The sequence below is a fragment of the Sphingomonas sp. FW306-1B-B10E genome, from assembly GCF_058782005.1.
Genome location: NZ_JBYSXG010000001.1, coordinates 144,852 through 167,248 on the forward strand (window position 1 = coordinate 144,852; position 22,397 = coordinate 167,248).

Here is a 22,397-nt window from a genome sequence, read left to right on the forward strand (position 1 = left end):
GTCAACGCTGACGTCCGCGAATTGGGCGAAAGATCAGGCCAGTTCGACCGAATGCTGCCGCGCCCATTCGGCGAGCGAAACGCGCAGCGACTCGCGCGGGTCGGCGAGCCAGGCCTGGGTCGCGGCGATCAGTGCGGCGCGGTCGAGCGAGCGCACCATCGCCTTGATCGGGCCGACCGCGGCGGGGGTGATCGACAGCCGGTCTATGCCGAGCCCGATCAGCGCCATCGCCTCCAACGGCCGCCCGCCCATCTCGCCGCAGACGCCGATGGGAACACCAGCCGCCTGCGCCTGATCGAGCACGCGCTTGAGGAAGCGCAGGATCGACGGGCTCAGCCAATCGTAGCGCAGCGCCAGCTTGGGATGCGCGCGATCGGCGGCGAACAGGAATTGGGTGAGGTCGTTGGTGCCGATCGACAGGAAGTCGATCTTGGGCAGCAGGATGTCGAGCACTTCGGCGAGCGCAGGCACTTCGAGCATCGCGCCGTAGCGGATCTCGGTCGGCAGCTTCTTGCCGCGCGCGGCGAGCCAAGTGCGCTGTGCCTCGAACAGTTCGCGCGCTGCGTCGAACTCCCAGGGCTCGGAGACCATCGGGAACATGATGTTGAGCGTCTTGCCCGCGCCGGCCTCGATCAGCGCGCGCGCCTGCGCCTTCATCAGGCCGTCGCGGTCGAGCGCGAGCCGCAGCGCGCGCCAGCCCATCGCAGGATTCTCTTCCTCGCCGTCCTCGTCATGGTTGAGGTACGGCAGCGCCTTGTCACCGCCGATATCGACGGTGCGGAAGGTCACCGGCCGGTCGCCGGCGGATTCGAGCACGTCCTTGTAGAGCCGGCGTTGCGCCTCGCGCTGCGGCAAGGTCGCCGAGACGAGGAACTGGAATTCGGTGCGGAACAATCCGATCCCGTCGGCGCCGGTCAAATCGAGCGCGGCAAGATCGTCGCGCAGCCCGGCATTGACCATCACGGTGATGCGGTGCCCGTCCTTGGTCACCGGCACTTCGCCGCGCAACTGGGCGAAGGCGGCGCGGCGCTTCTGATTGAGCGCGAGCTTGGCTTCGAACGCCTCGAGCATCGCGGAACTCGGGCGGATGAATACGCTCTCCTCGCCGGTGTCGAGCAGCAGCATGTCGCCTTCGGCGATCAGCCGGCGGATGTCGCGGACGCGGCCAAGCACGGGGACACCCATCGCCCGCGCGACGATCGTCACGTGCGCGGTGAGGGAGCCTTCCTCGAGGATCACGCCCTTCAACCGGCGGCGGTCATATTCGAGCAGCTCGGCGGGGCCGAGGTTGCGCGCGATCAGGATCGAATCGTGGCGCAAGCCCATCTGCGCGGCGGTGCCCAACTGCCCCGAGACGATGCGGAGCAGCCGGTTGGACAGGTCTTCGAGATCGTGCATCCGATCGCGCAGCAGCGCGTCGTCGATCTCGCGCATGCGCTGACGGGTGCGCTGCTGGACGCGCTCGATCGCGGCCTCGGCGGTCAGTCCGGAATCGATCGCCTCGTTGATCCGGCGGCTCCAGCCTTCGTCATAGGCGAACATCTTGTAGGTCGCGAGCACCTCGTCATGCTCGCCGCCGCCGCCGAATTCCGCCTGGCTCGCCATGCGTTCGATCTGGTCGCGCATCTTGTCGAACGCGGCATAGACGCGGTGGCGCTCGACCTCGACATCCTCGGCGACGGTATGCTCGATCGTGATGCGCGGCTGGTGAAACACCGCGACGCCCGCGGCCATGCCGTCGACCAGCTTGAAGCCGTGGGCATGCGCCGCCGCGGTCGGCTGCGGGCGCGTCGACGTCGCGCCTGCCGCGTCGATCAAATCGGCATTGGCGATCAGCTCGGAGAGCACCATCGCGACGGTCTGCAGCGCCTCGATCTCGACATCGGCATAACGGCGCGGCTCGACATGCTGGACTGCGAGCACGCCGACGGCGCGTTCGCGGCGGATGATCGGCACGCCGGCAAAGCTGTGGAAGCGGTCTTCGTCGGTCTCGGGCCGATAGGCGAAATCGGGATGGGTCGCCGCCTCGTCGAGGTTGAGCGTCTCGACATTCTTGGCGATCGTGCCGACCAGACCCTCGCCCATTGCGAGCTTGGTGACGTGGACGGCCTCCTGCGCGAGGCCGCGGGTGGCGAACAGTTCGAGCAACCCTTCGCGCAACAGGTAGATCGAGCAGACTTCGCTATCGAGCGAAGTGCCGATGATCTCGACGACCGAATTGAGCTTGGACTGGGCGGGGAGCCGCTTCGCCATCACGTCGTGAAGGCGGGTCAGGATCTCGCGGGCGGAGGCAGCGGCAGTGAGGGCCATGCCGCCCGCGCTAACAGATTGCGTTCGCCCGCGCTATTCTCCCCGAGGTCGTATCGCCGTTACGGAACCAGCGCGCCCAGCTGACGCGGCGCGGTGTTCACCGCCGCCATCGCGACCGGCGCCGAATCGCCGCGCTGCCACGCGGCATAAGCGACGCGGTAGCTCTCGTAGCGATCGTAGAAATCGGTGAACGGCGCCTCGAGCCGCGGCAGCGCCTCGGCAGCAAAAGCGGCGAATTGGACGGGTTCGACAGTCTCTGCTCGGGCGAGCACTTCGCGCGCCGCGACGCAGAAGCCGTCATGCGCGGTCGGCTGCGCGAAGAAATTATAGACACGAGTCATCTGGCGATCGTGCACGTCTTCCCAGCCGGCGCCGTGGCGCGCGCGGTACAGGTCCTTCACTGCGGCATCGGCCGCGGCGAGGCTCGCTTGCTGCGCGCGGAGCAGGCGGTTGTAGGCGGCGACGGTCTCGGGCTCGGCGGCGTCGCGGCAGCCGAGCGCGGCGACGTTGAGCGCGGCACGGACGTGCCAGCTCGCCTCGTCGCGGCTGAGATCGCGGTTGGGGGTGGCGTAACGGCCCTGCGCGTCATGCGCCGGGATCATCTGATTCGGCGCGGCACCCGCGGGCGGCGCCGGCGGCGCATCGAAACGCTGTGCTGCAGCCGGCGCCGCAATCAGCGTCGCGCCGGAAAACGACAAAAGGACTCGTGCAAGAAGCTTCATGGAACCCACCCCGCCGATCGACGTGAGGAGCCACGCGCCTCGGCTCTTCATTATAGAAAGCTGGGATAACTCAGGCGGTTAGTCGGGCTCAGGAATCGTCCCTGCAGCCTATTGCATTTGTACGTACTGTTTGTCATACAGTGTGTAACACATACCATGTGAGACACTGCAGTGCCGACCGAGGAAGATCTGTTCGAAAAGCTGCGCGTCGAGCTGCGACGCGGCTCGCTGGTGCTGGCGGTGCTCGGGGCGCTGCGCGAGGAGCGCTACGGCTACACGCTGCGCACGAGCCTGGAGGATGCCGGGCTGCCGATCGACGAAGGCGCGCTCTACCCGCTGCTGCGCCGGCTCGAGGCGCAGGGCCTGCTGACCAGCGAGTGGCGCGAGGAGGGCAAGCGCAACAAGCGCTTCTACCGGCTCTCGCCCGACGGGCTCGCGATCCTCGGCCAGCTGCTCGCCGAATGGAATGCGATCTCCGAATCGATCCTCCGCCTTACCGAGGGAGACAAGTGATGGACCTGGTCGAACGCTATCTCGGCGCGGTGCGCTGGAACCTGCCCGCCGCCAAGGCGGACGACATCGTCGCCGAACTGGCGGATCTGATCGCCGCGCGCGTCGAAGATCGCGAGGAGGCGCTCGGTCGCCCGCTGAGCAGCGACGAGGTCAGCGATCTGCTGCGCGAATTCGGCCATCCGCTGACGGTCGCCGGCCAATATCACGGCCAGCGCGCGCTGATCGGGGCGGAGGTCTTCCCCTTTTACTGGTTCATCCTGCGGATCGTGCTCGCGGTGGTCGCCGTGACCGAGGCAGTGCAGATCGGCGGACGCTTCTTGGTCGGCCAGCCACTGATGCGCGTGCTGTGGCAGGGCGCCGTCGGTGCCGGGTCATCGCTCCTCCTCAACGCGGCGCTGGTCACGCTGGCTTTTGCCGTGATCGAGCGGACCGGCTGGCTCGACGACTATCTGGCAGAATGGAAGCCCAAGGACCTGCCCGACCTGACAAAGCTCCGGCTCGACCTGCCGCCGCGCAAGCGCTGGGAGCCGGTGTTCGCAATTGCCTTCGGCCTGGCGTTCCTTGCCTGGTGGGCCGGCGCCTTTCCGATCGTGTTCGTGCCCAAGGATGTGCCGTTGAACGTCGTCGCCGCGCCGGTGTGGACGCCGCTTCATTGGCCGGTGATCGCGTTGGTCTCGGCAAGGATCCTCAACGACATGATCGGGCTGCTGCGTCCGTCGTGGAAGCCGTTGCGTGCGGCGGTGATCCTCGGCTGCGTCGCCGGTACGCTCGCCATCGCCAAGGTCCTGCACGAGGCGGGGCGGATCGTCCTCGTCACCGGCACCGACGCGCACCAGGTCGCGCGGCTGCAGCACGGCCTCGACAAGGGGTTCGCGGTGGCGGTGATCGCCGTCGCGGCGCTGACGGTCTTCGAATGTGCGAAGGAACTCTGGCAGCTGTACAGGGAGCCGCGCTGAGCTCAGGCGGCGCGCTTCTCCAGCGCGTGCGCGGCTTCGGCCATCAGGGTCGCGATGATCTCGGCGACGGGCTCTTCCTTCTTGACCATGCCGACCGACTGGCCGGCCATCACGCTGCCATGCTCGACATCGCCCTCGATCACCGCGCGGCGCAGCGCTCCGGCCCAATAATGCTCGATCTGGAGCTGGGCCTCGACCATCTCGACCTTGCCCTCGTCGAGCAGTTGCGCGACTTCGCGCTGCTTGGCGGTGAACAGCTCGCCGCCGGCATTCTTGAGCGCGCGCACCGGAATGACGGGAAGGCGCGGGTCGATCTGGACGCTCGCGGTGGCGTCGCGGGCCGAGGCGCGGATGAACGCCTTCTTGAAATTGGCGTGCGCGATGCTCTCGGTCGCGCAGACGAAGCGGGTGCCGAGCTGGACCCCGGCGGCGCCCATGTCGAGATAGCCGGCGATCGCCTCGCCGCGACCGATCCCGCCGGCGACGAAGACCGGGACCTCGCTCGCGACCTCGGGCAGGATCTCTTGCGCGAGCACGCTGGTCGAGACCGGGCCGATATGCCCGCCGGCTTCCATGCCCTCGACCACCAGGGCGTCGACGCCGCTGCGGATCAGCTTCTTGGCGAGGCTGAGCGCGGGGGCGAAGCAGATCAATTTGGCGCCGAACGCCTTGATCGCATCGAGGCTGCCGGCCGGGGGCAGGCCGCCCGCGAGCACGACATGGGTGACGGCGTGCTTCTTGCACACGTCGATCAGCTCGAGCAGCTGCGGGTGCATCGTGATCAGATTCACGCCGAAGGGCTTGCTGGTCAGCGCCTTGGTGCCGGCGATCTCCTTATCGAGCAACTCGGGCGTCATCGCGCCACAGGCGATCAGCCCGAAGCCGCCGGCGTTCGAGATCGCCGCGACCAGATTGCGCTCACTCACCCACGACATCGCGCCGCATAGGATCGCGACCTCGCTGCCCAGGAACTCGCATCCGCGCGCCATCCGGCGGGCCAGGCGCTCGGCGCCGATACTGCTGTCAGTCGTCATGGCGGCAGGACGTAGCCGTGTCGGCTACATTGGGGCAAGCGCGAACGCGGCTCAGTCGTCGTCGGCGACAGTGCCATACGTGATGCGGATGCTGACCCAGGTGCCGGTCAGCTCCTTGCCGCCGACCCGCGGCGCGCGGACGCGGAACTGCCAGGCGGCCTGGCGCACCGATCCGGCATAGCCCGATCCGCGCGGGCCTTCGGCGACTTCCTGGCAGTCTTCGACGCGGTGGCCCTCGGCGGTGCGGCAGGCGATCAGCCCCCAGCCGGGGCCACGGGCGCGCGCAGAAATATAAGTCTGGAGCTCCGCATGCGTCGGTCGGCGGTACCATTCAGCGGCGTAGAGCGGCTCGCCATTGGGCGCCTTGCCGACGATCGCAGTGTCGCCGGCGCGGCTGCCCAAGGTGGCGCTCGCCTCGCCTTCGCTGGGCGCGGCGGGGGCGGTGGACTTCATCCCGGCGATGTCGGCTGCGGCATAATCGCGCCGCGTCATCCGGATGAAGGTTTGCGGGACAGGCTCGGTCGGCGGCTTGGGCTCGGGTGGGGGCGGGACCGGCTTGGGCGGCTCGGGGCGCGCTTTTTCGCGGCCGTCGCTCTTCGCCGCGGCCTTTTTCTGCTCGGTGCGCGCAGGCTGCTCGGTGTCGCCCGGCGCGGTGTCGATCCCGAAGGTCTTTGTGGTGGGCGGCGGCTTCTTCTCGGTGAGCGCGGGCGCGACGAACCAGAGCAGCAGCGCGACCAGCAATTCGACCGCGAGCGCGAGCGCAAAGGCAATGCCGCGCTGGCCGAGCGAAGCGCGCAGCCGGGCGGAGGCGCTCGGGCGCGGTTCGATGGAATCGGCTAGTGACAAGGCAGGCGAGCGATGCCGCGCGGATGCGGCGGAAAAATGTCAGGCGCGCTCGCTAGAATCGGCGCGCCACGCCGACATAGAGCTCGAGGTCGGGGCTGTCCCGGTTGAGCCCGGCGACCGCGCCGGCGTCGAACTGCAGGTTCTCGCCGGACTGGAGCGCGAACGAAAGGCTGGCCAGCGCCTCGGTATGCGCTTCCAGCGGATCGTCGTCGCGGGTCAGCTGGACTTCGAGCGCGGCGCTCAGCGCATCCGACAGATCGGTGTCGAGCCCGACGACGCTGCCATAAGCGAGATGGCGGCCGTGCCGGTCCTCGTCGACCGCGGCCTCGACCTGCGGGGTCAGCGAGAGGCCGATCTTGTCGGTGAGGTCGAAATGCACGGGCGCGATCACCCCGGCGCCCCAATCGCCCGCGCCGATCGCCGCGCCGCCGACGGGCAATGTCGCGTAGGGCATCACCGCGACCGAGAAGCCCGATCCGTCGGGATTGACGAGATTCTGGCGCAGCGCGACGCGAATGTCGCCGACCCCGCTGATCCGCGAGACCCCGCCGGTGGCGTCGCGCTCGCGGACATGGCCGAACGCGGTCCAGCCGATCTGCGCCTCGAGCGTGGGAGTCAGTCCGGCGCGGACAAGGAGGTCGCCAGCAGTGATCGTGTCAGTGCGGGTGTCCGAATCGCGTTCAAGCGTCCAGTCGACCCCGCCTGCCTCGACTACGACATGTCCCGCATCGACGGTGCAGCTCGGCGTGCCGAGCCCGGGCCGGTCGGCGCAGAATTCGCGCAGTTCCTGCGCCTGCGCCATGCTGACGGTGCCGATGGCGAGCAGCCAGCCCGCCGCGAGTTTGAGTGCAATCCGCATGCGCGCTCCCGTCACGATCCGGAAGCAAAAGTCCGCACGCGCCAAATAGTTGCTCAGGCGGCGGCGTCTTCGGCGTCGAGGCCGTAGGCGGTGTGGAGTACGCGCACCGCGAGCTCGGTCTCGTCCTCGTCGATCAGCACCGAAACCTTGATCTCGCTGGTGGTGATCGCCTGGACGTTGATCCCGCGCGCACCCAGCGTGGTGAACATCGTCGCGGCGACGCCGGCATGGCTGCGCATGCCCACGCCGACCACCGAAATCTTGGCGACGCGGGTGTCCTGGATCAGCTCGGCAAAGCCGATCGCCGGCTTGGACTGGTTGAGCGTCTCGATCGAGCGCGCCAGGTCGGCCGCGGGCACGGTGAAGGTCACGTCGGTGGCGCTCGCCGAACCCGTGCTCTGGTGCGCGATGTTCTGGATGATCATGTCGACGTTGATGTTGGCGTCGGCCAGCGGGGTGAAGATCGACGCGACGGCGCCGGGCTTGTCGGGCACCGCGGTCAGCGTGATCTTGGCTTCGTTCTTGTCGTGCGCGATGCCGGTGATGAGCTGGCTTTCCACGTCCTGAATCTCCTCTTCGCCGACGATCATCGTGCCGGGCAACGTGTCCGCCATCGGCGCGGTGTCGCCGGTGAACGACGACAGCACCTGGACACGGACCTTTTCCTTCATCGCGAGCCCAACCGAGCGCGTCTGGAGCACCTTGGCCCCGACGCTGGCGAGCTCGAGCATCTCTTCGTAGGTCACCTTCTTGAGCTTGCGCGCGCGCGGGACGATGCGCGGGTCGGTGGTGTAGACGCCGTCGACATCGGTGTAGATGTCGCAGCGATCGGCCTTGACCGCCGCCGCCACCGCAACCGCCGAGGTGTCCGATCCGCCGCGGCCGAGCGTGGTGATGCGGTCGCTGCCGTCGCTGGTCACGCCCTGGAAGCCTGGAATCACCGCGACTTCGCCGCGCGCCCAGCCTTCTTCGAGCCCGTCCGAATCGATCGACTGGATGCGTGCCTTGGCATGTGCGGCGTCGGTCTGGATCGCGACCTGCGACCCCAGCCACGAGCGCGCCGGCACGCCGATCGCCTGGAGCGTCATCGCGAGCAGCCCGCTGGTGACCTGCTCGCCGCTCGACACCACCACGTCATATTCGCGCGGATCGTAGAGCGAGCTCGCCTCGCGGCAGAAATTGACCAGCCGGTCGGTCTCGCCGGCCATTGCCGAAACCACGACGGCGACCTGGTTGCCCGCATCCCATTCGCGCTTGACCCGCGCGGCGACGCTTCGGATGCGCTCGATCCCGGCCATCGAGGTGCCGCCGAACTTCATCACGATGCGTGCCATGTCGGGTGCTTGTTTCCGGGCCTTGGGTAGGATGGACCGGCCTGATAGGAGGCGGCCATGGCGAACGCAACCAAAGCAACTATTGACCCCGGTGAAGCTGAGCATTTCGGCAAGCTCGCCGCGGATTGGTGGAATCCCAAGGGCAGCTCGGCGATGCTCCACCGGCTCAATCCGGCGCGGCTGGCTTATGTTCGCGAGGTCGTCGACGCGCATTTCGATGGCGACGGGATGTCGTTCGCGCCGCTGGCCGGCAGGACCGCGCTCGATGTCGGCTGCGGCGCCGGGCTGCTCGCCGAGCCGCTGGCGCGGCTGGGGGCGAAGGTCACTGGGCTCGATGCCGCGCCCGAGAATATCGGCGCGGCGCGGGCGCATGCCGCGGCGATCGGGCTCGACGTGGAATATGTCGCGGGCGGGATCGAGGATCTGCCCGGACGGCGCTTCGATCTGGTCACGTCGATGGAAGTGATCGAGCATGTCTCGAACCCGGCGGCGTTCGTCGCGGGTCTCGCCGACGCGCTCGCGCCGGGTGGGCTGATGATCCTGTCGACGCCGAACCGCACCGCGCTGTCGCGGCTGGCGATGATCACCTTCGGCGAAGGCGGCGGCGCGATTCCCAAGGGCACGCACGACTGGAGCCAGTTCCTGACGCCGGCCGAGCTCACGGCGTTGCTCGAAGGCGCAGGGCTGGTGGTGTCCGACCTGCGCGGGCTCGGCTTCTCGCCGGCGCGGGGGTTCGTGCTGAGCGAGGATACAAGCCTCGACTATCTGGTCACTGCGCGACGGGGTTAGACCATCCTGTTCCCCGGCGAAGGCCGGGGAACAGGGTGCGGCGCGGGGCGGCTGTCAGAATAGCCGGCCGCCATTGGGGACGGGCGTGGTCGGCCGGAACAGCACGACCTTTCCGGCTTCGTCGGGAAAGCCGAGCGTCAGCACTTCGGACCTGACCGGCCCGATCTGGCGCGGCGGGAAATTGACCACTGCGGCGACCTGGGTGCCGACGAGTTCCTCCAGTGTATAATGTTCGGTGATCTGCGCCGAGGAGCGCTTGCGCCCGATCGCCGGGCCGAAATCGATCAGCAATTTGTACGCCGGCTTGCGTGCCTCGGGGAAGGGCAGGGCCTCGACGATCGTGCCGACGCGGATGTCGACCGCGAGAAACTGGTCGAAGCCGATCGTCTCGGCGGGGAGGGCGGCGGGGTCATGGGTGACGTGCATGCTGCGCTTCATGGCGGAGGGGTGGCGCAGGAATCAAGGCGCACCCACTTGTTCCCCGGCGAAGGCCGGGGCCCAGTTGCCAAGGGTTCGAGAGGTCGGTCTGCACGCGCCGCGTTCGTCGATACTGGGCCCCGGCCTTCGCCGGGGAACAGATTACTCAATCCGCCGCCTTCAACGCCGCCTCGACCACTGCTGGCCGTGCTTCCTCGCCGAGTTGTTCCATTGTGCATTGCCGCGGCGCCTTGTCGGGGCGCCAGCGCAAGAAGCCGGTGCCGTGGCGGAAGCGGTGGCCGGTGACGTGATCGTAGCGCACCTCGGCGATCAGCTCCGGGCGCAGCGGCTGCCATTCGGCACTGCGCTCGGTCGACCAGCGGCTCGGCCCGCCGGGGGCGTCGCCGGTGAAGCCGGGCGCCTCGACCAGCGCCTCGAGCCGCTTTGTCAGTTCGGGGCGGTCGGCCGCGGCGATCGCCGAAGTGAAGCCGACATGGTGGAGCAGCCCGGCCTCGTCATAGAGCCCGAGCAGCAGCGAACCGACCTCGCGCTTCTTGGTCGCGTAGCGGAAGCCGCCGACGACGCAGTCGGCGGTGCGCAGGCGCTTGACCTTGCGCATCGCGCGCTCGCCGGGCTGGTATGCCTCGTCGCGGCGCTTGGCGATCACCCCGTCGAGCGCGCCGCCCGCGGCATCTAGCCATTTATGCGCGACCCTGGGATCCTCGGTCAGCGGCGACAGGCGCAGGGTCGCCGAGCGGTGCCGCGCGTAGAACGCCTCGAGCGCCGCGCGCCGCTCGACCAGCGGACGCTCGGCCAGGGACCCCCCGGACCACAGGCAGTCGAACAGCATCAGCCGCGCCGGGGTCTCGGCCGAGAGCTTGCGGATCCGGCTCTCGGCGGGATGCAGCCGCATCTGCAGTGCGTCGAACGACAGGCTGTTGCCGACCGGGATGAGAAGCTCGCCGTCAAGCACTACGCGCTCGACGGACAATGCGGCGACCGCCGCCACGACCTCGGGAAAATAGCGTGCGAGCGGCTTACCCGATTTGGACTGGAGCTCGACCTCGTCGCCCTGCTTGAAGGCGAGGCAGCGGAAGCCGTCCCATTTGGGCTCGAACTGCCAGCCCGGCCCGTCGGGCAGTTCGGCAACCAGCTGGGCTTCCATCGGTTCGATCGTCATGCTGCGGCAACGCGGGGTCGCCGCATTTGGTTCGAGGACGGCAATGGCGTTGCACCTGGAGCGGTTCGTAGACGCACAAGGATCGACCTATCCGCAGGCGCTCGCCGAGCTGCGTGCGGGGCAGAAGCGGAGCCATTGGATGTGGTTCGTCTTCCCGCAGATCGCGGGGTTGGGGCGCAGCGAGACCGCGCGCTTCTACGCGATCGCGGACCTCGCCGAAGCGCGCGCCTATCTGACGCATCCGCTGCTCGGGCCGCGACTGATTGCGGCGGCCGACGCGGTGCTGAGCCATGCCGGCCGCGCGAGCGCAGAGGCGATCCTCGGCGGGATCGACGCGGTCAAGTTGCGCTCGTCGATGACCTTGTTCGAAGCCGCGGCGCCGGACGAGGCGCGCTTCGGAGCCGTGCTCGACCATTTCTACGGCGGGTCGCGCGATCCCGAGACGCTTCAGCGGCTCGCGCCGTCATAGTGCTGGATCTCCAGCGCCTCCAGGTCGACACCGTCGGCGCAGCGCAGGTTGATCTCGACCATCGGTCCCTGCGGCCCCTTGCCCTCGGCAAACGGCGCGATCCCGCAGGTCGTGCAGAAATGATGGTCGATGGCGTGATGGTTGAACCGGTAGGTCGCGACGGCGTCGCGCGGCGTGTGCAGCGTGAACTTGTCGGGCGTGGTGAAGTGGTGGAGGGGCGCCTTGCGCCGGCAGATCGAGCAATTGCACGCCAGCGCCTTGGCAGGCATCTCCTCGTCGACGGTATAAGCGATCGCGCCGCAATGGCAGCTTCCGGTGAACGGCATTTCCCTCTCCTCTCTCTGAGCGCGGGCACCGTATATCGTACCTGCGCGCTTGCGAATGTTCTTCTAATGTTCTAATGCGATGCTATGCAATCGGGTTTCGGCTTTTCGGGGCGTGACGATTTGCTCCGCTGGCAGAAGGCACTGGTGCCGGTGCGCGCGCAAGTCGCACCGCTGCCGCGTCGGTCGCCGATCGGGGCATTGGTGAAGTCGATGATCAGCGGACGGACGCGCGACGCGGTGTCGCTCGCCGCCTATGACCAGCTGGTCGCGGCATTCGGAACGCCGGGGCGGGTGCTCGCGGCGGGACGCGGCGAGGTGCTCCGTTGTATCGCCGGCGTGACGCATGCCGAGGACAAGGCGGGCTATGTCGTCGGCGCGCTCGGCCGGATCGCCGCCGAGCGCCGCGGGTTCGATCTTTCCTTCCTCGCCACGCCGCCGATCGGCGAGGCGCTGGGCTGGCTCGAGCGCCTGCCTGGCGTCGGACGCAAGGTCGCGGCGGCAACACTCAACGGCAGCACGCTCGACCGGCCGGTGCTGATCGTCGACGGTCATGTCTTGCGCGTGCTCCAGCGGCTGGGGTTCGTTGCTCGGCATGCCGATGCGCGTGCGGCGAGCGAGGCGGCGACCGCGGCGATACCCGAATGGAGTGGCAGCGACTTCCTCGATCTCCATGTCGCCACCAAGGCGCTCGGCCAGAGCATCTGTCGGTTCGACGCGCCCGATTGCGCGCGATGCCCGCTCCGCGGCGATTGTTCGTCGCGCCCGCGTTGACAGCGCCGCCCTGCTTTCCGACACGAGGGCCATGGGCGACGTCAAACTGCATCCGAGCTGGCGCGAACCGCTGCAGGGCGAGTTCGACGATCCGTATATGGCGGCGCTGCGCCAGTTCCTCGTCGCCGAGAAAGCGGCGGGCAAGCGCGTCTTCCCGCCGGGCGGCGAGTGGTTCCGCGCGCTCGACCTTACCCCGCTCGAGGAGGTCCGCGTCGTCATCCTCGGCCAGGATCCCTATCATGGCGAGGGGCAGGCGCACGGGCTGTGCTTCTCGGTGCGCCCAGGCACGCGCACCCCGCCGAGCCTGGTCAACATCTACAAGGAGATGGAGGCTGATCTCGGCATCCCGCGCGCGCGCCACGGCTTTCTCGAACATTGGGCCGAACAGGGCGTGCTGCTGCTCAACGCGGTGCTCACCGTCCAGATGAGCATGGCCGCGTCGCATCAGGGGCGCGGCTGGGAGCGCTTCACCGACGCGGTGATCCGGCTGGTAAATGCGAAGCCCGATCCGGTGGTGTTCCTGCTGTGGGGCAGCCATGCGCAGAAAAAGGCGGCATTCGTCGATTCGATCGACAAAGGCGGGCGGCATCTCGTGCTCAAGGCGCCGCACCCGTCGCCTTTATCGGCGCATTCGGGGTTCTTCGGCTGCCGGCATTTCTCGAAAGCCAACGCATTCCTTGCCAGCCGCGGTCAGAAGCCGATCGACTGGGCGCTCCCCGCGCTCGATTGACGCGGCGCAAGCGACCGCGCACACTTCTAAGCCTCTGAGCTAGCGGACAAAGAGTCGAAGATGCGCAAGACGATCACTACGCTGCTGAGCCTGTCGATGGTGCTGACCGCGTGCGGCGGCGGTGGCGGCGGCAGCGGATCGGTGGTGACGCCGCCGGCGACGGGCAGCGCGCCGACTCCGACGCCCGTGGCCGCAGGCTGTTCGCTGCGCGACCGGCAGAACTGGGCGTCGGCGCAGCTCAAGGAATGGTATCTCTTCCCCGAGACGCTGCCAGCGAGCCTCAGCCCGACGCCCTATGCGACGGTGGAAGACTATATCGACGCGCTCACTGCCACGGCGCGCGGGCAGGGGCGCGACCGCTATTTCACCTATCTGACCTCGATTGCCGAAGAGAATGCGTATTATGCGTCGGGATCGAGCGCGGGCTTCGGCTTCCGGCTTTCCACCGATCCGGCCGCGGGGCGCGTGTTCGTCGCCGAATCGTTCGAAGGCACGCCGGCGCTGGCTGCCGGGATCGACCGCGGCGCCGAGATCGTCGCGATCGGCACCAGCGCCGGCGACCTGCGCACCGTGGCGTCGATCATGGCGAGCAGCGGCGCGGCCGGGGTCACCGATGCGCTGGGGCCGACGACGGCGGGAACGACGCGGGTGCTGCGCGTGACCGACGCCAGTGGGACGCGCGACCTTACCGTCGCCAAGGCCGATTATGCGCTGACCCCGGTCTCGTCGCGCTACGGCGCCAAGGTGCTCGACGATGGCGGGCGCAAGGTCGGCTATGTCAATCTGCGCACCTTCATCGACACCGCCGATCCCGCGCTGCGCGCCGCCTTCGCCCAGTTCAAGGCGGCGGGCGTGACCCAGGTGATCGTCGACCTGCGCTACAATGGCGGCGGCCTCGTCTCGATCGCGCAACTGATGGGCGATTTGATGGGCGCCAATCGCGCGGCCAGCGACGTGTTCGATTACATGGTTTTCCGACCCGAGAAATCGGCGGAGAACGAAGCGCGCTTCTTCCAGCCCAAGGCCGAATCGATCGCGCCGACCAGGATCGCGTTCATCGGCACCGGCGGCACGGCGTCGGCTAGCGAGCTCGTCGTCAATGCCTTCATCCCCTATCTCCACGCCAATGCCGGGCTGATCGGCACCAACACCTATGGCAAGCCGGTGGGGCAGATCGCGGTCGACAAGGCGGCGTGCGACGATCGCCTGCGCGTGATCGCCTTCGCCACGCAGAATGCGGCGCGACAGGGCAATTATTTCAACGGGCTGGCAGGGACGGTCGAGGCGAGCTGCCGCGCGGGCGACGACGTCGCTTATCCACTCGGCGATCCGCGTGAAGCCTCGACCAAGGCGGCGCTCGATTTCCTCGCCGGGCGTAGCTGCACTGCGATCAGCGCGGGCGGGCAGAGTACGCTGGCGTTACGCACCACCGCCACGGTGCGCGAGCTGCTGACGCCCGACCGGCCGAGCACGGTCCAGCGCGAAGTGCCGGGGGCGTTCTAGGTCGTAGAGTCCCAAGAGCGGACTGGCAGGAAACGCGCCGATAACGGACATGCTCGAACGGGTTTGCGCACCCGGGGACCTTAGCGAAGCGAGCCGTCTTGCATATCGTAACTCGGGCAACCGGAATTGATCGCCGCGCCAACTTCGGCGTCGCTGAGGTCCCCACTTCGGTCTACGTCCATGCAATCGAACGTGGCTAGTGCGGGCCGTAAGAGCTCCTCTTTGGAAAGGTAGCCGTCGCCGTTTGCGTCGTCCGCTCTGAAGTACTTGTCGGCTGTCGAACGAAGCCCACGGCCGCCATCGGCGGCGTTTGATCCGATGGCTTGATTAGCCATCGCCTTCCACTCTGCACGGCTGAGCTTCTCGTCCTTGTCCTTGTCCCACGACGCCAGAGTCTGTTCTGTGCCGGAGACAACTCCACTCCTTGTCTTGCCATTGAGAGCTTGGCCCTGCAGCGGTGTGCTGCATGCAACCAGAATGAGAGACAGCCCGCTGAAGATTAAGGGCGTTCGCGTGCCGAAAGTCGGTGCCATGGTGCCGATAGTGCACTTTCGGGCGCGTCCATACAATGACAGGTTCCGCCCGATCTTGGACATTCGGGCGCCCTGCGGACAGCGGACGTTTAGAAGTTCATGACCTAGCGCGGCTTCACGGTTCGGGATTGGTCTCGGGCGGCGTTTCCGTTTCGGTCGCGTCGGGCTCGCTTTCGACCACGGGGTCGGCGGGCACCAGGGCACGCACTTCCTCCATGAAGCGCGCGAGCGAGATCGGCTTGGAGACATAGGCGTTGGCGCCGGCCGAGCGGATGCGCTCCTCGTCCTCGCGCCCGGCATAAGCCGTTACCGCCATGATCGGGATCGCGCGTAATTCGGGATCGCCCTTCATCTCGCGGATCAGGTCGTAGCCGGTGACGTGCGGCATCTGGATGTCCATGACGATCAGGTCGGGGGCGAATTCGCGGGCCTTGGCCACCGCCTCGCGGCCGTCGCTGAGCGGCGCCACGGCGAAGTCGTGCGCGCGCAGCAAGTCGCAGAACAGCTTCAGATTGAGCTCGTTATCCTCGACAACCAACACCCTTTTTGTCACGCGCTCAGCCTCATGAAGTTGGAGATTGTTTAGGCGATGCCTGCGATGGAAACAAACGCGGAGGCGGTTGCGCTCCAGGCATTGGTCTGGACCCTGGGGGATCCTACCCGCGCGACGCGGCTGCTCGACCTGACCGGGCTCGATCCGGCCGAGCTGCGGGCGCGGGCGGGCGAGCCGGCACTGCTCGCCGCGACGCTCGGCTTTCTCGAAGCGCACGAGCCCGATCTGATCGCCTGCGCCGAGGCACTCGACGTCACCCCGGCCGCCTTGGTCGCCGCGCGTGCGGAGCTCGAACGCGCATGAGGCCGCTGCTGATCACCGATTGCGACGAAGTCTTGCTCCATATGGTCCGCCATTTCGGGACCTGGCTCGGCGAGGCGCACGACATCGACTTTCGGCCCAACGGCACCAACTTCACCGATTCGATGCGCCGGCGCGGCGACGACAGCCTGGTCGAGCCCGAGGTCATGTGGTCCTATCTCGACGGCTTCTTCCCTGGCGAGATGGGGCGCCAAACCCTGGTGCCGCACGCTCGCGAGGCGCTCGCTGCCTTGGCCGAGAAGGCCGACATCGTCGTGCTGACCAACCTCAGGGACCATTGCCGCAGCCACCGCATTGCGCAGCTCGCCACGCACGGCATCGCGCACCGGGTGGAGTGCAACCAGGGCGGCAAGGGTCAGCCGGTGGCGCGGCTCGTCGCCGAGTTCGGCAATCCGGTGACGGTGTTCGTCGACGATCTCGAGCAGCACCACGAATCGGTCGCGCGCCATGCGCCGGCGGTCCACCGCCTGCACATGGTCGCCGAGCCCGATATCGCCGTGCAGGCTCCGCCCGCGCCGCACGCCCATGCCCGCATCGACGATTGGCGCGAGGCCCAGGCGTGGATCGAAGCGCGCTTCGCGGCGGGGTTGACCGCCGATGCTGCCGGTGGTTGATCGCAGCATGACCCAAGCAATCGACGCGAAGCTGGCCGAGCTCGGCCTGTCCCTCCCCGAAGCCGCGGCGCCCGTCGCAGCCTATGTCCCCGTGGTCGAGGCCGGCGGGCTGCTCCACGTCTCGGGGCAGCTTCCGTTCAAGGACGGCCAGCTGATGACCGGCCGGCTAGGCGAGGATCGCGACCTCGAATTCGGCCAGGAGGCGGCGCAGCGCTGCGGGCTGATGCTGGTCGCGCAGATCAAGAAGGCGCTCGGCGGCGATCTCGGCCGGGTTGAGCGGATCGTCAAGCTCGGCGTGTTCGTCAATTCGGCGGGCGATTTCACCGATCAGCCCAAGGTCGCGAACGGCGCGTCGGAACTGATGCAGGCGCTGTTCGGCGAGGCGGGGCGGCATGCCCGCAGCGCGGTCGGCGTGCCGACGCTGCCGCTCGGCGCGGTCGTTGAAGTCGACGCGGTGGTCGCCATCCGCAGCTGATCGCTGTGGCGGCACAGCCACAGTTCGTCACGAACGAGCAACAAACCAGCAAATAATGTTGTGCGGCGCAGCGTCGTCCGGCAATGTTCGGTCGTCGTTCGAAGTCGTGCCGGCACGCGATGCCCCCATAGACGCGATACCGACGACAGCAGGTGGGGACCCTTTGGTTTGAATTGAAAGGGATTTCCATGCGCACAATGATCAGCCTCGGCGCGCTCCTGCTCGCCACTGCGGCGCCAGCAATGGCGCAGGATAGCAGCGAGACCGCGCCGGCACCCGCCATCACGGTGACGGGCAGCGTGAGTGCCACGACCGACTACCGCTTCCGCGGGCTCAGCCAGACCAACAAGGATCCGGCGGCGCAGGCCAGCATCAACATCAATCACGAATCGGGCCTGTATGTCGGCACTTGGGTGTCGACGCTCGATGACCAGACCTCGCTGCCCGGTTATGGCGATGCCGAGGTTGACCTCTATGGTGGCTTCACCAAGACGCTCGACAATGGTTTCGGCTTCGACGCTGGCCTTCTCTATTATTACTATGTCGACGCGCCCAACCGTATTGCCGGCGCAAAGAACAATACCGACTTCTTCGAGCCCTATGCCTCGGTGAACTACACGCTCGGGCCGGTGAACGTGAAGGTTGGTGGCAACTACGCTTGGAGCGGCCAAGCGGGACTCGGCGACGACGATAGCCTCTACCTCTACGGCAATGTCGCCGCGACGATTCCCAACACCCCGGTCAAGCTACTCGGCCATGTCGGCCGTTCGAAGGGTGCACTCGGCGCATTCAACCTCGACGCCGATGACGACAGCTATGTTGACTGGTCGCTCGGTGCCGAAGTCACCCAGAAGGGCTTCACCCTCGGCCTGCAATATGTCGACACCGACATCACGTCGCAGCGGGTCGGTGGCGATCGGTTCAACGGACTCGTCGGTGGGAACCAGACCCTTCTCGGTTACCTGACCTTCGCTTTCTAACCCTCTGAAATCAAAAAGGCCGGCCGCTCAAGTCGAGCGGCCGGCCTTTTTATTGCCTGTTACTTGGGCGTGGCGCTGGTGCGCGCGGTCTGGCCGTCGCCTTCGGGGGCGGCGATGATGTCGCGCGTCGTGGTGCCCTTGTCGACGACGTTCGTGGTCGGGCTGCCTACGGTGCTACGCGCGCCGGGTTCGGCAGTGGTGCGCCCAGCGGCGTCGAGCGTCGCATTCTCCGACGCACTGCGCGCCTGCGAGCCGCCGAACAAAGCGTCGAGCGCCTGTGCCGAGGGCGAGGTGTCCTGCGGACGCGGCGCGCCGGGACGCGGCGGCACGAGCGCAAAATCGGGCGGGATCACCAGCGGCGCGGCGCGCGCGACGGCGAATTCGTCGGGACGCGCGCGATCATAGCCGTTCTTGCCGCAGGCGGAGAGCGAGCCGACGAGCGCGACGCCCGTAGCGATCAGAACCAACTTACGCATTGACTTCATTCTCCACAGGAGCAGGCGTCCCGGCCTGCTTATCGCGCACGAACAGGGCGCGGATCAACAGGATCAGCACGCCGATGGTAATCGCCGCATCGGCTACATTGAAGACCAAAAAAGGGCGCCACTCGCCGAAATGCAGGTCGGCGAAATCGACGACATAGCCGAGCCGGGTGCGATCGAGGATGTTGCCGAGCGCGCCGCCGAGGACGAGGCCCAAAGCGATCACGTCGGGGCGCTTCTTCTCGCGCAGCATCCACCAGAGCACGCCGACGGCGATCGCGCCGGTGAGCAGCACCAGCAGCCAGCGCATCGTCGCGCCGCTCGCCGGCAGCAGGCCCAGCGACACACCGACATTCTTGACGAAGCGCAGGTCGAAGATCGGCAGCACGGTGAGCGACGCGTCCTGCACGTTGAGCCCGAGCGGACCGGTCACCCAATATTTCATGCCCTGATCGACCAGGAACACCGCGGCTGCGACGAGCAGCCCGAGCACACGCACATTCATCACTTCACCACCCCGGCGCAGCGGTCGCACAGCAGACCGTCTTCCGCAACCTCGGGAAGATGGCGCCAGCATCGGCCGCATTTGTGGCGATCGGTAGGCGTCACCGTGACGCCGAGAGCCGAGTCGGGCGAAACCGACGCATTCGACGGGTGATGCGGGACAAGCTGCGGCGGTGATCCCGCTGGAGCGGTGTTGTCAGCATCGACCCGGCCATGCGTGACCTTGGAAACGATGAAGTATTCAGCGAGTTCGTCAGGAAGAGCGGTCTCAATGTCGTGGTTTTGCACGAAGCTGAATCCGATTTCGGCCTCCAAGCTGGATCGAATGGTCTTCTCACGACGATAGGGCTCGATGGCCTCGGTAACTTGCCGCCGATAATAGCGAAGGCGTTCCCACCTACTCGCGAGCCCGTTGGCCTCCACCTCGGGCAGCACAGGCCATTCGAGCAGGTGAACCGAGCCGTCCTCGCTCGGGAAACGCGCCTGCCAGACTTCCTCGGCGGTGAAGGCGAGGATCGGCGCGGCGTAGCGGACGAGCGCGTGGAACAAGGTGTCGAGGACTGTGCGATAGGCGCGGCGCTTCGTCGACGAGGGCGCCTCGCAATAGAGGCAATCCTTGCGGATATCGAAGAAGAAGGCCGAGAGATCCTCATTGGCGAAGTCGGTCAGCGCGCGGCTGTAGCGGTTGAATTCGAAATCGTTCGCTGCGGCCTTCAACTCGGCGTCGAGCTCGGCGAGCTTGGCGAGCACGTAGCGCTCGAGCTCGGGCATGTCGGCGACCGGGACCTTCTCGCTGTCCTCGAACCCGTCGAGCGCGCCGAGCAGATAGCGGAAGGTGTTGCGGAGCTTCCGGTAAGTGTCGCCGGTGCCGGCGAGCACTTCCTTGCCGATGCGGACGTCCTCGAAATAATCGGTCTGCGCGACCCAGAGGCGGAGGATGTCGGCGCCGCTCTCGCCGATGATCTTGAGCGGATCGACGACGTTGCCGAGGCTCTTCGACATTTTCCGGCCGTTGCCGTCGAGCGCGAAGCCGTGGGTGAGCACGGCGCCGTAAGGGGCACGGCCGCGGGTGCCGCAGCTCTCGAGCAGCGACGACTGGAACCAGCCGCGATGCTGGTCCGAGCCTTCGAGATAGAGGTCGGCGCGGGCGTCCTGGCCGTAGCGCGCCTCGATGACGAAGGCGTGGGTCGAGCCGCTGTCGAACCAGACATCGAGGATGTCGGTGATCACCTCGTAATCGGCGAGGTTGTAGCGCTCGCCGAGCAGCGCCTGGTGGTCGGCCTGGAACCAGGCGTCGGCGCCGCCATTGGTGAAGGCCTGGAGGATGCGGGCGTTGACTTCCGGATCGCGGAGATAGTCGCCGGTGGCGCGGTTGACGTAGAGCGCGATGGGCACGCCCCAGGCGCGCTGGCGGCTGATCACCCAGTCGGGGCGGCCCTCGACCATCGAGCGGATGCGGTTCTTCGAGCGCTCGGGCACCCAGCGGGTGTTCTCGATCGCGTCGAGCGCGATGCCGCGCAGGGTGGCGCCATTGCCTTCAATTCCCCTCCCGCTTGCGGGAGGGGTTAGGGGAGGGGAAGGTGTCTCACCGAGTTCAGCGCCTACGGCCGGCCCCTCCCCCGACCCCTCCCGCAAGCGGAAGGGGAGCGCATTGGGCACGTCCATCGGGATGAACCATTGCGGGGTCGCGCGGAAGATGATCTTGGCCTTGCTCCGCCAGCTGTGGGGATAGCTGTGAGCGAAGTCGTCCGAGGCGGCGAGCAATGCGCCCGCTTCGCGCAGGTCGGTGCAGATCGGGCCGTCGCTGGCGACGAACTTCTTGTTGATCACCGAACCTTGGCCGCCGAGCCACAGCCAGTCGGCGCGGTACATCCCCGCGCCGTCGACCGCGAACACCGGATCGATGCCGTGCGCCTTGCAGAGCAGGAAGTCGTCCTCGCCGTGATCGGGCGCCATGTGGACGAGACCGGTGCCGGCATCGGTGGTGACGAACTCGCCGGGCAGAAACGGGCGCGGCTTGGCGAAGAAGCCGCCGAGCTTGTGCATCGGGTGGCGGGCTACGGCGCCGGCGAGGTCGGAAGCTTTGATCACCCGCTTTTCGTTCAGGTGAATGCCAACGCCGAACTCGCTCCATGCACGGGTAAGTCTCGCTTCGACGTTACGGAGCAGAGTTGGATCATTGGCGATCAGAAATTTTCGAGGCTTGAAGAACTTGAACGCAGGGTTCTCGAACGGATCGATGGGATCGACGCTACGAACTACGGTGATGGCTTCGAAGACCGCGTACTCAACCTCGGGCCCATAAGCGAGCGCCTGGTTCACCGGGATCGTCCACGGCGTAGTCGTCCAGATCACCGCATGCGCGCCGACCAGTTCGGGCGCGTTCGGCGCCTCGACGATCTCGAACGCCACGTCGATCTGGGTCGAGACGACGTCCTCATACTCGACCTCGGCCTCGGCCAGCGCGGTCTTCTCGACCGGCGACCACATCACCGGCTTGGCGCCGCGATAGAGCTGGCCGCTCTCTGCGAACTTCAAGAGCTCGCCGGCGATGATCGCCTCGCTCTGATAGTTCATCGTGAGATAGGGCGTGTCCCAGTCGCCCATCACCCCGAGCCGCTCGAACTGGCCGCGCTGCACCGCGACCCATTTCTCGGCATAGGCACGGCATTCGGCGCGGAACGCGACGGGGTCGACTTCGTCCTTGTTGAGCTTCTTGGCGCGATAGGCTTCCTCGACCTTCCACTCGATCGGCAGGCCGTGGCAGTCCCAGCCGGGGACGTAGGGCGCGTCCTTGCCGAGCAGGGTCTGGCTGCGCACGACGATGTCCTTGAGGATCTTGTTCATCGCATGGCCCATGTGAATGTCGCCATTCGCATAAGGCGGGCCGTCATGGAGCAGGAAGGTCTCGCGACCCTGCCGGGCCTCGCGGAGCTTGCGGTAGAGGTCGATCTTCGCCCAGCGCTCGAGGATCGCCGGTTCCTTGGCGGCGAGCCCGGCCTTCATCGGGAAATCGGTCTTCGGCAGGAAGACGGTGTCGCGCCAGTCGCGCGTGGAGTCGGTTGTGTCGGTCATTTGGCGGCGGGGAGTAGCGGGTGCGAAGCGAATCGGGAAGCGGCTTTGCTCGTCGGGGGCCCTGGGCGGCATGCGAAGTTTAGAAAGTTGTGGGCTTGGCG

25 protein-coding genes are annotated in these 22,397 nt (G+C 67.2%); 11 read left to right on the forward strand and 14 right to left on the reverse strand.

All coding sequences use genetic code 11. From position 1 onward, the window contains the following. Window positions 1-33: 33 nt before the first annotated feature. Together ptsP and AC3WJI_RS00740 are read right to left on the reverse strand one after the other, a co-directional pair. On the reverse strand, window positions 34-2,310 hold the full coding sequence (ptsP, locus tag AC3WJI_RS00735) for a phosphoenolpyruvate--protein phosphotransferase (RefSeq protein ID WP_492755310.1): 2,277 nt from the start codon (window positions 2,308-2,310) through the stop codon (window positions 34-36). A gap of 59 nt (window positions 2,311-2,369) precedes the next feature. Next, window positions 2,370-3,032 carry a hypothetical protein gene (locus tag AC3WJI_RS00740; protein ID WP_492755311.1) on the reverse strand — a complete coding sequence of 221 codons (663 nt, stop codon included), beginning with the start codon at window positions 3,030-3,032 and terminating at the stop codon, window positions 2,370-2,372. Between the two features lie 171 nt (window positions 3,033-3,203). Between AC3WJI_RS00740 and AC3WJI_RS00745 the strand changes: the two genes are divergently transcribed. Further along, a complete protein-coding gene (locus AC3WJI_RS00745; RefSeq protein ID WP_492755312.1) occupies window positions 3,204-3,545 on the forward strand; it encodes a PadR family transcriptional regulator in 342 nt (113 codons plus the stop codon). Further along, window positions 3,545-4,501 carry a hypothetical protein gene (locus AC3WJI_RS00750; protein WP_492755313.1) on the forward strand — a complete coding sequence of 319 codons (957 nt, stop codon included), beginning with the start codon at window positions 3,545-3,547 and terminating at the stop codon, window positions 4,499-4,501. The genes AC3WJI_RS00745 and AC3WJI_RS00750 overlap by 1 nt, the downstream gene beginning before the upstream one ends. Before the next feature lie 2 nt (window positions 4,502-4,503). Here AC3WJI_RS00750 and AC3WJI_RS00755 read toward each other — a convergent pair whose 3' ends face one another. Genes AC3WJI_RS00755 through AC3WJI_RS00770 form a run of 4 tightly spaced genes read right to left on the reverse strand, consistent with a single transcriptional unit; the run spans window position 4,504 to window position 8,574 of the window. Beyond that, window positions 4,504-5,535: an NAD(P)H-dependent flavin oxidoreductase gene (locus tag AC3WJI_RS00755; RefSeq protein WP_492755314.1), complete on the reverse strand. Its 1,032-nt coding sequence runs from the start codon at window positions 5,533-5,535 to the stop codon at window positions 4,504-4,506. 51 nt (window positions 5,536-5,586) lie between these two features. After that, a complete protein-coding gene (locus AC3WJI_RS00760) occupies window positions 5,587-6,381 on the reverse strand; it encodes a hypothetical protein (protein WP_492755315.1) in 795 nt (264 codons plus the stop codon). Window positions 6,382-6,433: 52 nt separating this feature from the next. Continuing rightward, a complete protein-coding gene (locus AC3WJI_RS00765; protein WP_492755316.1) occupies window positions 6,434-7,240 on the reverse strand; it encodes a transporter in 807 nt (268 codons plus the stop codon). 53 nt (window positions 7,241-7,293) lie between these two features. Then, window positions 7,294-8,574 (reverse strand): aspartate kinase, encoded by a 1,281-nt coding sequence (locus AC3WJI_RS00770; RefSeq protein ID WP_492755317.1) that lies wholly within the window; start codon window positions 8,572-8,574, stop codon window positions 7,294-7,296. Window positions 8,575-8,631: 57 nt separating this feature from the next. On the opposite strand from AC3WJI_RS00770, the gene ubiG reads away from it, so the two are divergent. Next, complete coding sequence (gene ubiG, locus AC3WJI_RS00775; RefSeq protein WP_492755318.1) at window positions 8,632-9,363, forward strand: bifunctional 2-polyprenyl-6-hydroxyphenol methylase/3-demethylubiquinol 3-O-methyltransferase UbiG; 732 nt, start codon at window positions 8,632-8,634, stop codon at window positions 9,361-9,363. Window positions 9,364-9,417: 54 nt separating this feature from the next. Here ubiG and AC3WJI_RS00780 read toward each other — a convergent pair whose 3' ends face one another. Further along, the gene (locus tag AC3WJI_RS00780) at window positions 9,418-9,789 is read right to left on the reverse strand and encodes a tRNA-binding protein (RefSeq protein ID WP_492755360.1); all 372 of its coding nucleotides are present in this window, start codon (window positions 9,787-9,789) and stop codon (window positions 9,418-9,420) included. Between the two features lie 157 nt (window positions 9,790-9,946). Beyond that, complete coding sequence (locus tag AC3WJI_RS00785; protein ID WP_492755319.1) at window positions 9,947-10,960, reverse strand: ATP-dependent DNA ligase; 1,014 nt, start codon at window positions 10,958-10,960, stop codon at window positions 9,947-9,949. A 43-nt stretch (window positions 10,961-11,003) separates the two neighbouring features. Between AC3WJI_RS00785 and AC3WJI_RS00790 the strand changes: the two genes are divergently transcribed. Beyond that, window positions 11,004-11,429, forward strand: coding sequence for a DUF1810 domain-containing protein (locus AC3WJI_RS00790; RefSeq protein WP_492755320.1), 426 nt, complete (start codon window positions 11,004-11,006; stop codon window positions 11,427-11,429). Here AC3WJI_RS00790 and AC3WJI_RS00795 read toward each other — a convergent pair. Continuing rightward, on the reverse strand, window positions 11,408-11,755 hold the full coding sequence (locus AC3WJI_RS00795; RefSeq protein ID WP_492755321.1) for a GFA family protein: 348 nt from the start codon (window positions 11,753-11,755) through the stop codon (window positions 11,408-11,410). The two genes, AC3WJI_RS00790 and AC3WJI_RS00795, sit on opposite strands and share 22 nt — an antisense overlap. 84 nt (window positions 11,756-11,839) lie before the next feature. Here AC3WJI_RS00795 and AC3WJI_RS00800 point away from each other — a divergent pair, with 84 nt between their 5' ends. From AC3WJI_RS00800 to AC3WJI_RS00810, 3 genes are read left to right on the forward strand one after another with little or no spacing between them, the layout of a single operon-like run. Beyond that, a complete protein-coding gene (locus tag AC3WJI_RS00800; protein WP_492755322.1) occupies window positions 11,840-12,526 on the forward strand; it encodes an endonuclease III domain-containing protein in 687 nt (228 codons plus the stop codon). 31 nt (window positions 12,527-12,557) lie between these two features. Beyond that, window positions 12,558-13,256 (forward strand): uracil-DNA glycosylase, encoded by a 699-nt coding sequence (gene ung / locus AC3WJI_RS00805; RefSeq protein ID WP_492755323.1) that lies wholly within the window; start codon window positions 12,558-12,560, stop codon window positions 13,254-13,256. A gap of 60 nt (window positions 13,257-13,316) precedes the next feature. Further along, window positions 13,317-14,759, forward strand: a complete 1,443-nt coding sequence (locus AC3WJI_RS00810; RefSeq protein WP_492755324.1) for a S41 family peptidase — start codon at window positions 13,317-13,319, stop codon at window positions 14,757-14,759. A gap of 80 nt (window positions 14,760-14,839) precedes the next feature. On the opposite strand, the gene AC3WJI_RS00815 is transcribed toward AC3WJI_RS00810, so the two are convergent. Together AC3WJI_RS00815 and AC3WJI_RS00820 are read right to left on the reverse strand one after the other, a co-directional pair. Further along, entirely contained in the window at window positions 14,840-15,355 is a 516-nt protein-coding gene (locus AC3WJI_RS00815) for an EF-hand domain-containing protein (RefSeq protein WP_492755325.1), read from the reverse strand. 52 nt (window positions 15,356-15,407) lie between these two features. After that, entirely contained in the window at window positions 15,408-15,845 is a 438-nt protein-coding gene (locus AC3WJI_RS00820; protein WP_492755326.1) for a response regulator, read from the reverse strand. Between the two features lie 36 nt (window positions 15,846-15,881). Between AC3WJI_RS00820 and AC3WJI_RS00825 the strand changes: the two genes are divergently transcribed. From AC3WJI_RS00825 to AC3WJI_RS00840, 4 genes are all read left to right on the forward strand, one after another. Continuing rightward, window positions 15,882-16,148 (forward strand): DUF3572 domain-containing protein, encoded by a 267-nt coding sequence (locus tag AC3WJI_RS00825; RefSeq protein WP_492755327.1) that lies wholly within the window; start codon window positions 15,882-15,884, stop codon window positions 16,146-16,148. Continuing rightward, entirely contained in the window at window positions 16,145-16,780 is a 636-nt protein-coding gene (locus AC3WJI_RS00830) for an HAD family hydrolase (protein WP_492755328.1), read from the forward strand. The genes AC3WJI_RS00825 and AC3WJI_RS00830 overlap by 4 nt, the downstream gene beginning before the upstream one ends. A 7-nt stretch (window positions 16,781-16,787) precedes the next feature. Then, the gene (locus AC3WJI_RS00835) at window positions 16,788-17,255 is read left to right on the forward strand and encodes a RidA family protein (protein WP_492755329.1); all 468 of its coding nucleotides are present in this window, start codon (window positions 16,788-16,790) and stop codon (window positions 17,253-17,255) included. Between the two features lie 188 nt (window positions 17,256-17,443). After that, window positions 17,444-18,235, forward strand: a complete 792-nt coding sequence (locus AC3WJI_RS00840; protein WP_492755330.1) for a TorF family putative porin — start codon at window positions 17,444-17,446, stop codon at window positions 18,233-18,235. Between the two features lie 59 nt (window positions 18,236-18,294). Here AC3WJI_RS00840 and AC3WJI_RS00845 read toward each other — a convergent pair whose 3' ends face one another. From AC3WJI_RS00845 to ileS, 3 genes are read right to left on the reverse strand one after another with little or no spacing between them, the layout of a single operon-like run. Beyond that, on the reverse strand, window positions 18,295-18,711 hold the full coding sequence (locus AC3WJI_RS00845; protein WP_492755331.1) for a DUF3035 domain-containing protein: 417 nt from the start codon (window positions 18,709-18,711) through the stop codon (window positions 18,295-18,297). Then, window positions 18,704-19,222 (reverse strand): signal peptidase II, encoded by a 519-nt coding sequence (lspA, locus tag AC3WJI_RS00850; protein WP_492755361.1) that lies wholly within the window; start codon window positions 19,220-19,222, stop codon window positions 18,704-18,706. Before lspA ends, AC3WJI_RS00845 begins: the two co-directional genes overlap by 8 nt. Further along, the gene (gene ileS / locus AC3WJI_RS00855; protein WP_492755332.1) at window positions 19,222-22,296 is read right to left on the reverse strand and encodes an isoleucine--tRNA ligase; all 3,075 of its coding nucleotides are present in this window, start codon (window positions 22,294-22,296) and stop codon (window positions 19,222-19,224) included. Before ileS ends, lspA begins: the two co-directional genes overlap by 1 nt. Window positions 22,297-22,397 lie beyond the last annotated feature (101 nt).